Source organism: Enterococcus sp. DIV0176 (assembly GCF_050528535.1).
Taxonomy (GTDB): Bacteria; Bacillota; Bacilli; order Lactobacillales; family Enterococcaceae; genus Enterococcus_B; species Enterococcus_B thailandicus.
On sequence record NZ_CP172879.1, the window covers coordinates 1,340,424 to 1,354,221 of the forward strand.

The 13,798-nt window shown below is 37.3% G+C and carries 14 protein-coding genes; 11 read left to right on the top strand and 3 right to left on the bottom strand.

Annotated elements, in window-relative coordinates:
- Positions 1-2: 2 nt before the first annotated feature.
- The 5 genes from IGJ66_RS06295 to IGJ66_RS06315 all read left to right on the top strand — a co-directional run bounded on the left by IGJ66_RS06295 (position 3) and on the right by IGJ66_RS06315 (position 5,009).
- The gene (locus IGJ66_RS06295; protein WP_430616372.1) at positions 3-1,427 is read left to right on the top strand and encodes a SpaH/EbpB family LPXTG-anchored major pilin; all 1,425 of its coding nucleotides are present in this window, start codon (positions 3-5) and stop codon (positions 1,425-1,427) included.
- Positions 1,424-3,307 carry a SpaH/EbpB family LPXTG-anchored major pilin gene (locus IGJ66_RS06300; protein ID WP_430616373.1) on the top strand — a complete coding sequence of 628 codons (1,884 nt, stop codon included), beginning with the start codon at positions 1,424-1,426 and terminating at the stop codon, positions 3,305-3,307. The genes IGJ66_RS06295 and IGJ66_RS06300 overlap by 4 nt, the downstream gene beginning before the upstream one ends.
- Positions 3,308-3,453: 146 nt before the next feature.
- The gene (locus tag IGJ66_RS06305) at positions 3,454-4,305 is read left to right on the top strand and encodes a class C sortase (RefSeq protein ID WP_071868360.1); all 852 of its coding nucleotides are present in this window, start codon (positions 3,454-3,456) and stop codon (positions 4,303-4,305) included.
- Positions 4,306-4,482: 177 nt separating this feature from the next.
- Positions 4,483-4,704, top strand: coding sequence for a hypothetical protein (locus IGJ66_RS06310; protein WP_067481993.1), 222 nt, complete (start codon positions 4,483-4,485; stop codon positions 4,702-4,704).
- A gap of 71 nt (positions 4,705-4,775) precedes the next feature.
- The gene (locus IGJ66_RS06315; protein WP_067481995.1) at positions 4,776-5,009 is read left to right on the top strand and encodes a hypothetical protein; all 234 of its coding nucleotides are present in this window, start codon (positions 4,776-4,778) and stop codon (positions 5,007-5,009) included.
- 50 nt (positions 5,010-5,059) lie between these two features.
- On the opposite strand, the gene IGJ66_RS06320 is transcribed toward IGJ66_RS06315, so the two are convergent.
- A complete protein-coding gene (locus IGJ66_RS06320; RefSeq protein WP_075491525.1) occupies positions 5,060-5,977 on the bottom strand; it encodes an ArsR/SmtB family transcription factor in 918 nt (305 codons plus the stop codon).
- Between the two features lie 263 nt (positions 5,978-6,240).
- Between IGJ66_RS06320 and IGJ66_RS06325 the strand changes: the two genes are divergently transcribed.
- The 6 genes from IGJ66_RS06325 (at position 6,241) to IGJ66_RS06350 (ending at position 12,455) form a co-directional block, all read left to right on the top strand.
- Positions 6,241-7,533: an ABC transporter substrate-binding protein gene (locus IGJ66_RS06325; RefSeq protein WP_430616374.1), complete on the top strand. Its 1,293-nt coding sequence runs from the start codon at positions 6,241-6,243 to the stop codon at positions 7,531-7,533.
- A 70-nt stretch (positions 7,534-7,603) separates the two neighbouring features.
- Positions 7,604-8,479, top strand: a complete 876-nt coding sequence (locus IGJ66_RS06330) for a carbohydrate ABC transporter permease (RefSeq protein ID WP_071868431.1) — start codon at positions 7,604-7,606, stop codon at positions 8,477-8,479.
- Positions 8,480-8,481: 2 nt separating this feature from the next.
- The gene (locus IGJ66_RS06335; RefSeq protein WP_067482001.1) at positions 8,482-9,378 is read left to right on the top strand and encodes a carbohydrate ABC transporter permease; all 897 of its coding nucleotides are present in this window, start codon (positions 8,482-8,484) and stop codon (positions 9,376-9,378) included.
- 19 nt (positions 9,379-9,397) lie between these two features.
- A complete protein-coding gene (locus tag IGJ66_RS06340) occupies positions 9,398-10,264 on the top strand; it encodes a sugar phosphate isomerase/epimerase family protein (protein WP_075491528.1) in 867 nt (288 codons plus the stop codon).
- Entirely contained in the window at positions 10,264-11,424 is a 1,161-nt protein-coding gene (locus tag IGJ66_RS06345) for a Gfo/Idh/MocA family protein (RefSeq protein WP_430616375.1), read from the top strand. The genes IGJ66_RS06340 and IGJ66_RS06345 overlap by 1 nt, the downstream gene beginning before the upstream one ends.
- A gap of 17 nt (positions 11,425-11,441) precedes the next feature.
- On the top strand, positions 11,442-12,455 hold the full coding sequence (locus tag IGJ66_RS06350; RefSeq protein WP_430616376.1) for a Gfo/Idh/MocA family protein: 1,014 nt from the start codon (positions 11,442-11,444) through the stop codon (positions 12,453-12,455).
- Positions 12,456-12,513: 58 nt separating this feature from the next.
- Here the strand turns inward: IGJ66_RS06350 and IGJ66_RS06355 are convergent, their stop codons facing one another.
- Both IGJ66_RS06355 and IGJ66_RS06360 read right to left on the bottom strand, forming a co-directional pair.
- Positions 12,514-12,876 carry a DUF2200 domain-containing protein gene (locus IGJ66_RS06355; protein ID WP_430616377.1) on the bottom strand — a complete coding sequence of 121 codons (363 nt, stop codon included), beginning with the start codon at positions 12,874-12,876 and terminating at the stop codon, positions 12,514-12,516.
- A gap of 113 nt (positions 12,877-12,989) precedes the next feature.
- Positions 12,990-13,649 (bottom strand): GntR family transcriptional regulator, encoded by a 660-nt coding sequence (locus IGJ66_RS06360; RefSeq protein WP_430616378.1) that lies wholly within the window; start codon positions 13,647-13,649, stop codon positions 12,990-12,992.
- Positions 13,650-13,798 lie beyond the last annotated feature (149 nt).

The window sequence follows — 13,798 nt, forward strand, 5'->3', positions numbered from 1 at the left end:
GAATGAAAAACGCGCGATTATTAAAACTGTGTGTGTTCGTGCTTGTATTTTTCGGCTTTTCACAACAAGCATTGGCAGAAAATACGCAAGCAAACGTTCAGATTACTTTACACAAATTACTATTTCCTGAAGGTCAGTTGCCTACAGAACAAGAAAATTCTGGTGAAGAAGGTACCTTATTACAAAATTATCGTGGGCTCAATGATGTGGACTATCAAGTATTTGACGTAACCGATTCCTTTTATCAGTTACGCAGTGGGGGAGATTCTGTTCAATCGGCTCAAACTAAATTAGCACAAACAGGCGCTTCAGCGGGAAAGCTGGTCGCTGAAGGAACAACAAGTCATGTAAACGGTGAAGATGGGATCTTATCTTTTACTTTGCCAACTAAAGACGAAAAGCAACGTGATAAAGCTTATTTATTCATTGAAGTTCATGCACCAGAAGTCGTCAAAGAAAAAGCAAGTAATCTGGTCGTGATTTTACCAGTACAAGATAGTAATGGCACGGATTTGTCGACAATCCACCTTTACCCTAAAAACGAAGAAAATGCGTATGACTTACCACCACTAGAAAAAACGGTGTTAGAGGGAGAAAATGGATTTACTGTGGGTGATGCTGTTCACTACCAATTGAAGACAACTATTCCGGCAAACATCTTAGATTATCACCAGTTTCGTATTTCAGATACTGCTGATCCAGTACTGACGCTTTTACCGAACACATTGAAGGTATCTGTGGATGGACAAGAGTTAACCAGCGGCTATACGACGAAGACGCACACCCATGGATTTACGTTAGATTTTTCAATTCAAGAACTCCAAAAATTTGCGAAGAAACAACTAGTGATTTCTTACCAGATGACATTAGAAAAAGATGCAAAACCTGATACAGCTATTCTCAATGAAGGTCGTTTAGACAGTGATAAACACTCCATCACAAAGAAAACTGCTGTACGAACAGGTGGTAAACGATTTGTTAAAGTCTCAAGCGAAAATCAAACAGAAAAACTGGCTGGAGCAGTCTTTATCGTAAAAGACAAAACAGGTAACTACTTACATGAATCAGCTAGTGGCTACACTTGGAACAAAGATAAACAAGCAGCAAAACAGTTTCTATCTGATCGTTCTGGAAATTTTGCAGTCAAAGGCTTAAGAGATGGACACTATTTCTTAGAAGAAATCAAAGCACCTGATAACTATGTCTTAAGTCAAGAATCAGTTCCATTTACGATTACAGAACATTCTTATGTATCAAATGGGCAAGCGACAGAGCCTTTAAAAGTCGTCAATAAAAAGATAAAACATTCAGGGCTATTACCAAAAACAAATGACCAACAAACCATTTGGTGGGGACTACTTGGAACATTATTAATTGGCTTAGTCATTGGTTGGATAATTTATCAAAAACGAGGAGCAAAAAAATGAAACAGTTTAAGAAAGTTTGGTATTTATTAAGCACATTGTTACTGACCTTACCACTTTTTACAGGCCTAGTAGGTACAGTTCCAGCTTTTGCAGCAGAAAATGATGACACAGCAAAAGTAATCTTGCACAAAAAGAAGATGACTGATTTTCCTGACCCATTGATTCAAAATAGCGGGAAAGAAATGAGTGAGTTTGACCAGTATCAAGGATTAGCTGGTGTAACGTTTAGTGTCTATGATGTAACAGCAGAATTCTATGCTCAACGTGAAGCAGGTGCAACAGTCGATGCTGCTAAGCAAGCAGTTCAAGGCTTAACAACTGGCACACCTATTGCACAAGGAACAACCGATGCGAACGGAAACGTTAGCTTGGATTTGCCAAAGAAACAACAAAGTAAAGATGCAGTTTATACCATCAAAGAAGAAGCAAAAGATGGCGTAACTGCTGCAGCCAATATGGTCGTTGCTTTTCCTGTTTATGAACTAATCAAACAAGCAGATGGTTCTTACAAATACGGAACAGAAGAATTAACAACCATTCATTTATATCCAAAAAATATCGTAGCCAACGATGGTGCATTACACGTCAAAAAAGTTGGTACTGCTGAAAATGAATCTTTAAATGGTGCAGAATTTGTTATCTCAAAAACAGAAGGAACTCCGAGCATCGTAAAATATATCCAAGGTGTGAAAGATGGTCTTTACACTTGGACAACCGATAAAAGCCAAGCGAAACACTTCATCACCGGAAAAAATTATGCAATTGGCGAAAACGATTTTACAGAAACTGATGCTGCGACTGGTGAATTAACAATCAAAAATCTTGAAGTCGGTTCTTATGTATTAGAAGAAGTTAAAGCACCAGATAATGCGGAATTGATTGAAAGTCAAACGAAAACAGATTTTACAATTGAAGCTGATAATCAAACAGCTGTAGAAAAAACAATTAAAAATGACACATCAAAAGTAGAAAAAACAACACCTAACTTAGATGGAAAAGACGTTGCAATCGGTGAAAAAATCCAATACGAAATTTCTGTCAATATTCCTTTAGGTATTGCAGATAAAGAAGGCGATGCAAACAAATATGTTAAATTCAATCTAATTGATACACATGACGAAGCTTTAACGTTTGATAACATTGCTTCAGGTGACAATGCCTACGCACTTTATGATGGTGATACAGTAATTGCACCCGCAAATTATCAAGTGACAGAACAAGAAAATGGGTTCACTGTAGCAGTTGATCCTGCATTTATTCCTTCATTAACACCAGGTGGTACTTTGAAATTTGTTTACTACATGCACTTAAATGAAAAAGCAGATCCAACCAAAGGATTTAAAAACGAAGCCAACGTAGACAATGGACATACAGATGATAAAACACCACCAACTGTTGAAGTTGTTACTGGTGGGAAAAGATTTATCAAAGTAGATGGTGATGTTTCATCAACACAAGCTTTAGCAGGCGCTTCATTTGTCGTACGTGACGAAGACAGCGATACAGCTAATTACTTGAAAATCGATGAGGCAACAAAAGCTGTTACTTGGGTGAAAAACAAAGAAGAGGCAACTACTTTCACAACATCAGCAGATGGATTAGTAGACGTAACAGGGTTAGACTATGGAACGTATTACTTGGAAGAAACAGTTGCTCCTAACGACTACGTTCTATTAACAAATCGGATTGAATTTGAAGTTGATGAACACTCATACGGAACAACTGAAAACTTAGTTGCTCCAGAAAAAGTTCCAAACAAACACAAAGGAACTTTACCTTCAACTGGTGGTAAAGGAATCTACTTGTACATCGGTACAGGTGCTTTATTACTTGTTGTTGTAGGGCTATACTTTGCTAAACGTCGCAAAGAAAATGTATAGAAGCTGAACTTCCGCTAAAAAGTGAAGCAAGCCTTTCGATTAACAAAATAATCAAAGGATTCTATCTACCAAAACAATAAAAGAGCCTGAGACATTGTGTTGTCCTAGGCTCTTTTATTTATTGATCTTCATCCAAGGAGGAATCCATGAAACGAAAAAACAGACGACGAGTGATTGATAGCATAATGATTCTTTTATTGTTCATTGGCATAGGTGCTTTGGCTTATCCTTTTGTCAGTGATGCCTTGAACAACTATCTCGATCAGCAAATCATTTCTCATTATCAAACAAAAGCCAATCAAGAAAATGCAGATGCCATGGCGAAGTTACAAGCAAAAATGGAAAAGAAAAATCAGCAACTGGCTAAAGAAGGGGGAAATCCCGGACTAGATCCTTTTTCTGAACCAAAAAAGGCGGAGAAAAAACCCGATAAAACTTATTTCGAAAGTCATACGATTGGTGTTCTGACGATTCCAAAAATCAATGTTCGTCTACCTATTTTTGATAAGACGAATTCATTATTACTAGAAAAGGGGAGTTCCTTACTAGAAGGTACATCTTATCCTACTGGTGGGGCTAGCACCCATGCAGTAATCTCTGGACATCGAGGCTTGCCACAAGCAAAGCTATTCACCGACTTGCCTGAATTAACTGAAGGGGATGAATTTTATTTAGAAGTAAACGGTAAGACTCTTGCTTACCAAGTAGATCAAATCAAAACGGTCGAACCCACCGATACGCAATATCTGCATATTGAAGAAGGAAAAGACTTGGTGACGTTATTAACTTGTACACCTTACATGATTAATAGTCATCGCTTATTAGTAAGAGGTCATCGTGTGCCTTACACACCAGAAGAAGTTTCAAAAGGAATCAAAAAAGTAACTCAGCGACACCAATTTTTATTATGGGGTATTCTGTTAAGTGCATTACTTCTGATTAGTTTGTTTTTGATTCTCTTTTACAGACGGCACCAACGAAAAAAAGCCCGTAAGTAATAAAATTAGCTAACGAAATTACGCCAAAACAAGCTCGCGCTAAATAAAATCATTTATGCGTGAGCTTGTTTATTCTTTCAGCTATTAGTTGACGATAATACATTGATTCATTAGAATGTAAACTGAAAAGATTCCCAAAACAAAAGCAAGGGAACTTGCAAAATTAGGAGGAAATCCATGATTGTCAACCAGGAACGTCCAAAAAAAGCCACTGCAGCCACACATGGAAACAAGCCACTCTTTCTAGATAACGCTGATCAATCTGCCTTTTTCGACCGTCACTTTACCAATTCTGATGATGTCCGTTTTTCAGTAATCGAAAACAAAAGCCATTTAGATTCAACGGTCTTTAAAAAATATAAAAAAACTTTTTTTGACGACTGGATTGCATCTGAATAAACACAGAAAGTGACTAATTAAAGAATTGACTTGAGTCTTTTAAAAAATAAAAAAACAGAGCGGAGTATTTCATGAAAAAATTTTATTATTGGCTAGATGAGTGGGGACGTAATGATAAAATGCGTTATATTTTTCTGATTTCATTTCTTTCTGGATACTCAGTCAATAAAATTGATTCCTTTTTTCAATTCCCTGAATTTTTTCATTTTTTATTTGTTTGCGGAGCCTTTTTGTTAGGTGCAAGCATCCGTGCAACTTTTTATTACAAAAAACATCCACATAAAAATTTCCAGCGAAAGAATTGAGTATTTATCCTTCATCAGTCAACTGAAACCATTTACTGGTTTCAGTTTTTTTATTCTTCACTGTAATAAATGGTTGTTCGGATATTTTGTTCATGATTGCCAAAGGTATCTCCAAATAAAGTAACGCCTCCTTGATTGACTGCCCCTTCGTCTACAGCAATTTTAAACCGATAAAATGATTGATCTTCGATACCCAGATCAGCTAATCGAACCTCAGAAATTTTGACTCCATCAATTCCAGTATCAGAATTAGTGATGCGTAAGTGCTTTAAAAGGCCGTATTGGCTAAAATGATTCTTCCACCAATCAGGCGTTAATTTTCCCCTGACATCTGAAAAGTTTCCAGGACAGGTCCAAGTGCCTAGCTTGATTCCATTAATATAAAAGCTAATATCACTTGGCCAATTATTATTTGATTCTGGAAATTCTGAAGAGATTTCAAATGAGAGTTCCAATAACTGCAACGTTGAACCAACTGGTGCTTTATTAGGAATGATATATTCTACATACCCACGAGAAAACCATAAAAGGGCAGCTTCTGATCGGTGTTCGTCAACAAAGGACTGTGGCTCATCTAACAGACCAATAATCGTTTCCGTATCCGCGAGTCCACAAGTCGGCACGACCAAAAAATCAGAGAATAAGCCTAGCCGAGTTTCAACGCTTGCTTTTTTAAAAGGTAAAAAAACTTTTTGCGGAAAGACGATTTCCACTCGATCAAGTGCCAACGAAAACAAGCGCTTGTGTTGTTCGTCATCATTGAACCAAGAATCATTCAGTCGAATCAGGCGACAATCTTCTAATAGACGAACATGTCTTGAGATGATTGCCTTACTTAAATTGAGTTCCTTCGCAAGTTCGGTAACAGTCAAACCTCTTTCTGCTAGCAATTGCAAAATCGCTAACCGCGTTTCTGATGCTAATGCTTTATAAGTTGGTAAAGAATGTTGGTCTAAATATAATTCCATCTTAATGGTTCCTTTCATAAATAATTTAGTTATGTATGTAAGTAAACTATATCTCCGCTAGAGAATACAATTGCCTAATCGAATTGTTAACTATTGGGTTAACAGAGCCTATAGAAAATAAAATACACTCGTTAACTTCTCAGTTGAAAGTGGCTCGAACCTTGCTAAACTTATTGACGATACCCATGGTTCAAGCTAACATTTCTACTTGTAAGCGCTTAATACTATCGATAGGAAACCAACTCAAAAGGAGAGTGTCCAAAGTGTACTATAAAAAAGTCATCAAATTTGCGGGGATCGCCATTTTAAGTTTTAGCTTGGCCGCCTGTGGCAAAAGCTCGGAAAGTTCAGCCAAAACCGAAGAAATTCGAATCAGCTGGTGGGGTGGTGATGCGCGGAATAAAGTCATGCAAGAAGCCATCACAGCTTTTGAAAAAGAAAATCCCACAATCAAAATCAAGGCAGAGTTTAGTGGGTACGGAGGTTATCAAGAAAAAATGACAACACAACTATCTGGTGGCACAGCACCAGACGTCATTCGTTTGGATTCAATGTGGCTAAATCAATACAAAAACCAACTTGTTGATTTAGAGACTCTCTCAAAAGAGTTAGCAATTTCTACCAACTTTTCTGAAGAGTCCTTGATTTCACTAAAATATGATGACCATTTGTTAGGATTACCATTATCAACCAACTATCGTCCTTTGTTATACAACAAAACAGTTACAGATAAGTTCAATATCGAGGCACCCCAGTCTTGGGAAGATTTAATTGCTATGCGGGAAAAATTACCTGATGACTATTATCCAGCCTCAAATTTCTTTGGCGCTAAGTATGGTTCTCCAATTGTCTTCTTTCAAATTGTTGCGCAACAAACTGGATTACCAATTTCAGATGAGAATGGCAAGTTGAACTACACAGAAAAAGATTTCCTCACACTTGTCAATTTTTATCAGCAACTCGTTGAGCAAAGAATCATTCCTTCTAAAAAAGATGTAGACAATGCAGGAACAATTGAGGGCGCACCAGCACCAGCGTTACTTGAAGGAAAGTGGGTAACACTCTTTGAATTTATTGCCAACGTAAATACCATTAAGAGTCAATTGGAAGAACAAGGATTTGAATTAGCGTTAGCAGGCTATCCTTCAATGAGTAATGAAAAATCAACAGGAGTCTGGACGAAGCCATCGATGGTTTATTCTATTCCAACCTCTAGCAAGCACCAAAAAGCTGCTGCAAAGCTAATCAATTATTTAATGAATGATTCAGAAGCAAATAAAATTCAAAAATTAGAAAACGGCGTACCTGATAGTGAGAGCGGTAAACAAGCTTTGGAAGAAAGTGAACTGATTACGCCATTAGCGACAGAAATTTTAGTGGAAGGTGAGAAGAAGGTCGATACGAATCTATCCACTATGTATCGTTGGGACACAGCTAAGCTAAATGATGCAACTTTAGATATCATTACTCGATTAGATTATGGAAAAATCGACACTAAGCAGGCTGCAAAAGAATTTTACCAAGCATTCAAGGAAGAGGAAGACTCCGTGAATTAAGCCAGCTATGCTTTAACACATAGCAAATCATGGCATCTGATTTCTTAACTTTTATAGGAGGAAAAAAATGATCAAAAAAAAATACATTGGTCTTTTATATTTAACACCTTGGATGATTGGGATTCTCTTTTTTGTTGTTTATCCCTTTGCCATGTCACTCTTTTACAGCTTCACAGACTATTCGATGCTAACCGAGCCGAAGTTTATTGGCTTTGACAATTACATCAAAATGTTTACTGATGATCCCATTTTTTGGTCGTCAGTCAAAGCAACCATCAAATTCGTTTTCCTAACTGTTCCTTTTAAGCTGATTTTTGCACTTTTCGTAGCCTATGTAATGAATGCTAAGCTAAAGGGAATTGGCTTTTTCAGAACAGCTTATTATATCCCTTCGATTTTAGGTGCAAATGTCGCGATTGCTGTGTTGTGGCAGTTCCTATTTAAAAATGATGGATTAGTCAACATGGTATTAAACAGTATCGGGCTTGCTAATGTTGCTTGGTTTTCTAGTGGGACAGGTGCCATGTTGACCATTGTGTTGCTACGTGTTTGGCAGTTTGGTTCAGCTATGGTGATTTTCTTAAATGCGTTGACTGAGATGCCTCAAGATTTGTATGAAGCTGCAGCAATCGATGGTGCATCAAAATTTCGACAATTTTTCTCTGTTACTTTGCCACAATTGACACCGATTATTTTTTTTAATTTAATTTTACAATTGGTTCAAGCGTTCCAAGAATTTGATGGCCCATTTTTAATCACGGGTGGGGGACCAATGCGTAGCACGTACTTATTACCTATGTATATTTATGACAATGCCTTCAAGATTTTTAACATGGGCTATTCAAGTGCGTTGTCGTGGGTATTATTTGTGATGATTATGATCTTTACCGCAATCTTATTTAAGACTTCTAAAAATTGGGTCTTTTATGCCGATGGGAGGGGCTAACCATGCAGCAAACATTGCAGCATAAAACTGAAACAGAAAAAATGAATCGACAAGTAAAACGAAAAAAACGATTAGTTTCGTTGATCAAATATCTTATTTTGATTGCAGGAGCGCTCATCATGTTATACCCAATTCTATGGCTATTTGGTGCTTCCTTTAAGACAAATAGTGAAATTTTTCAATCCATTTGGTTTATGCCAAAAACGTTTGATTTTACGCCTTATATTGAAGGTTGGCAAACATCGAGTCAGTACACGTTTGCTACTTATTTCTTGAATTCTTTTCTGATTGTCATCCCTAAAGTTCTCTTGACTTTGATTTCCTGTACCTTAGCAGCTTATGGCTTTGCTCGCTTTGATTTTCCTTTCAAGAAAATTTTATTTCCAATAATGATTGCTACTTTATTTTTGCCTGGAATCGTTACTCGAATTCCAATGTATATTTTTTGGCGAAATGTAAATTTGCTTGATACGTATCTACCTTTGATTACGAATTCAGCTTTTGCCTGCGATACGTTTTTCGTTTACATGCTGGTTCAATTTTTCCGCACAGTACCAAAAGAACTAGACGAAGCTGCAACGATTGATGGCTGTAATTCTTTCACAATTTTAACAAGAATCCTTGTACCCATTCTCAAACCATCATTGATTACTGCAGCTTTGTTTCAATTTATCTGGACCTTTACCGACTTTCAAGGCCCATTGATTTACATCTCTTCTGTAGAAAAATACCCAGTATCGATTGCCTTAAGGATGGCGATGGACACTACTTCAGCAGATTTCAGCTGGAATCGAACAATTGCCATGTCGATCATTGGTTTGATTCCTTCATTAGTTGTTTATTTCTCTGCTCAAAAACACTTCATCGGTGGTTCAACTGCTGGTGGTGTGAAAGGTTAAAAAAGAAAGGAAGACAAAAATGACCGTGACAATTAGCGCATTTGCAGATGAAATTAATCCCAGTATGCAACAACAAATTGCTGGGTTAATCGAACAAAAAATCAAACACATCGAGTTACGAACACTTGATGGAAAAAATGTCAGTGAGTTAACCTTTGAAGAGGCTCACCGCTATAAACAACAATTAGATACAGCAGGAATCACCGTATCCAGTATTGGTTCACCTATTGGGAAAATAAATATCAATGACCCGTTTTCTGAACACTTAGAACTTTTTAAACATGTGCTACACCTAGCCAACATTTTTCAGAGTCCGTATGTCCGCATGTTCAGTTTCTTTATTGATCCTGCAGAAAATCCAGATGATTATCAAGAAGAAGTTGTTACTCGGTGGAAAGCCTTTGTAGCCATTGCGAAAGCATATCCTGAAATCACATTGCTTCATGAGAATGAAAAAGAAATCTTTGGTGATACCCCCGAACGATGTGCCTATTTGCTCAATGAGTTAAATAATCCGCAAGTCAAGGCTGTCTTTGACCCAGCAAATTTTGTTCAATGCGACGTTGAAGCTTTTCCCGATGCATACGAATTACTGAAGCCCTCAATTGCTTACCTCCACATTAAGGACGCTCGGTTCAGTGACCACGAAGTCAGGCCAGCTGGTTTTGGAGACGGAAAACTTGAAGAAATTCTAAACGATTTAACTTCCAATGGCTACAACGGTTTTGTTTCGCTGGAACCACACCTGACTTTCTTTGAGGGTTTTGAACGTTTAGAACCAACCAATCAACAATTAACAAAAAAAGCTGACAACGCAAGAATGTTCATTCTTGCGTCAGAGTCATTAAAAAAACTACTAACAAAACTTGATGTGAGGTGGCAATGATGAAACCAATTCGAATTGCGATTATTGGTGTGGGAAATATTGGAACTGCACATGTAAATAATTTATTAGCTAATGAGCTAAAAAATGTCGTATTAACTGGTCTTTGCGATAACCAGCCAGAGAAGTTAGCCAAAATTCGTGAAAAACTTGGGGAAAGTTATCTATACTTTACACACGCTGCCAGTGTATTTTCTTCTTCTGAAATTGATGCAGTGATTATTGCTACGCCGCATTATGACCATCCAATTTTAGCCATTGAAGCCCTAAAAGCGGGTAAACATGTCTTAATTGAAAAGCCTGTGGGTGTCTATACAAAAAAAGTGCAAGAAATGTTAACAGAAGCCAAAAAACATCCAGAACTAACACTCGCACTGATGTACAATCAACGAATGAATCCACTTTATCAAAAAGCGAAAGAGCTCGTTGATTCAGGTGAAATCGGTGAGCTTCGCCGGACAAATTGGATTATCACTGATTGGTATCGTTCGCAAAGCTATTACGATTCTAGCAATTGGCGTGCTACTTGGAAAGGAGAAGGTGGTGGTGTTTTACTGAATCAAGACCCACATCAGCTTGATTTATGGCAGTGGATTTGCGGTATGCCTCAGCGGATTTTCGCATTTACTTATAATGGAAAACGCCGAAATGTCGAAGTCGAAACAGAAGTTACCGCCTATGTGGAGTATCAAAATGGAGCTACTGGTGTTTTTGTTACAACGACGACTGAAACTCCCGGAACAAATCGTTTTGAAATCGTGGGTTCCAAAGGAAAAATTGTCATTGAAGATCATCAATTAAAATTTTGGCAAACTCGAATTGATGAAACCACTTGGAATCAAACCTATACAGGAGGCTTTGGTGAACCAGAAGTTTGGTCTATTAAGATTCCTGTCACTTTTGATAATGAATCTGGTCATAAAAAAATCACTCAAAATTTCATCAATCACATCTTATTTCAGGAAGAACTGGTTTCTCCTGCGGAAGAGGGAATCAAAGGCCTTAGTATTTCAAACGCCATCCATCTTTCTTCATGGCTTCAAGAATGGGTTCCATTACCAATCAACGAACATTTATTTTTAGAAGAATTAACTAAAAAAATTGAGACATCAACTGAAAAACAACGAGCAGAAGTAATTTTAGACACAAAAAAAACGTATTAGAAAGAAGGAAAAACAAAATGGTTGGTGTCGGAATAATAGGCTGTGGTGCAATTGCCCAAACACATGCTAAAGTAGTTCAAACATTGGAGGACGCCCAGCTAATCGCTTGCTGTGATATAAATCAGACAATTGGTCTCACTTTTGCAGAACAATTCTCTTGTATTTTTCATCAAGATTTCAATCGACTACTAGCAATGACAGAGGTCGAATTGGTAATCATTTGTACCCCTCATGATTTACATCAGGCAATGAGTATCGCTGCACTGAACGCACAAAAACATGTTCTTTGTGAAAAGCCAATGGCAACAACACTCCAAGCAACTGAAGAATTGATTTCTATCATAGAAAAACAATCCACACTTTACCATGTTTGCTATCAAAATCGACTGAATCCAACTTATTTACTACTCAAAAAACAGCTAGCAGACAACAAATACGGTAAAGTTACTGGTATCAAATGCGAACTGGCTTGGGAAAGAACTCCGAGCTACTATCAATCAGATTGGAAAGGAACGTGGCAACGAGAAGGGGGAGGTGTGCTGATCAATCAAGCGATCCACATGATTGATGCTGTTACTTGGTTAGTTGGCACACCCGAGAAAATCAAAGGGAAAATCATGACTGCTTGTTTAGAGCAAGTAATCGAAGTTGAAGATACAGCGATGGCGATTGCCCTATACCATGACGGCACACCATTTGTGATTCAAGCAACGAATAACTATACAGGTAATCCATCACCAAAACTTACCTTTGAATGTGAAAAAGGGCAGATTGAACTAACAACAGAACAATTGAAGTTTAACCAACAAGTAATCTTAGAAGATCTGCCACAACATTTAACTTATGCTTCAAAAAGGTATTGGGGGCGTGGACATCAGGCAGTTATTGCTGCCTTTATCAAGGAAATCAATGGACAAACGGACGACCATATAGCAAGTCTCGCCGGAATTGATGCACTTCAATCACTAAAAATTGTTTTAGGTATTTATACTTCTAGTCGGATGAACAAATGGATTTCGCTAAATAATTAATTTAAAAGCCCCCAAGTTGTAAAAGCTCAATACAACTTGGGGGCTTTAACTCCTATCTTTATTTTCCAGACTCACTTCTCAAAATCTTTCCCATTTTTTTACCTTTAGCTAATTCATCGACCAACTTATCGAGATAGCGAATTTCTTTCATTAAGGAATCTTCCATTTCTTCCACGCGAATGCCACAAATCATGCCAGTAATCAGTGAACGTTTGGGATTCAACAATGGTGCTTCTTCAAAAAAAGTTTCAAAAGTTGCTTCTTTAGCCAATTGGTTCTCTAATTCATCTTGTGTGTAACCTGTTAACCATAAGATAATTTGATCCACTTCTGCTTTTGTTCGCTGTTTCTTCGTCGCTTTTGTGACGTAGTGGGGGTAGACACTGGCAAAACTAGTTGTGTAAATTCGATGTTTAGGCATCTTTTTCCCTCCTGATTGAGATTAATAAAAAGATATTAATTTAAGTAATTGTCAACGGTCGACTTAAAGATTGGATAGCTAAAAAAAATAGAACAAGCTGATTCAATAAAAATTCAAGCAAAATATTCTGGATATCTTTCCACAACTGACTCTTGCTCGTTCAACATCATATGCAAATGTAAAATCGTTAAAAAGCGAACTTCTTCAGGATTTTTAGCAACTAGTGCGTCAAATAATTGCTGATGCTGGTTTGTGATGGTTTCCCAAGGTAACCCAGAAATCGTCACCCGTAGCCAACGAAATCGTTCTAAATGCGTATTATGGTTATCTAACCAATTCCAAACTTCTTTGCGCTCAGCAATGTCAAAACACGTTTCATGAAATAAATTATCCGCATGAAAAAATCCACGTGCATCTTGTTTTTCAATTGTTTTTTGTTGTGAGTTTAATATTTCTTGTAATCGTTGTTGTGTTTCAGGAGTTAATTTTGTACAACACTCAACCATGATTTGCTGTTCAAGTTGCTCACGTACAAAGCGTGCATTTTGCGCAGAAGCCAAATCAATTTTTGAAATATAGGTACCACTTTGAGGAATCGTATAAACAAGTTCTTGTTGACGCAATTGTATCAAAGATTCACGAATAGGGGTGCGGCCAATGTTAAGTAAGTCTTCTAAACTTTTTTCAGATATTTTGCGTCCTGGTTCTAAATCTGAAAAAATAATTCGTTTTCTAATTTCCTGGTATGCTTGATTTTGCAAGCTATCAATCATGTTCATTCCTCCAACTCCACCATCAATATCTGTTTTATTATAGCAGAAAACCACTTAAAAGTATGTTATGCAACTAGTAGCTCGTTAGTCTATTTTATAAAAAAAGCATGTAACATGTTACGCAAAATGTAACATGTTCTTTTTGTTTT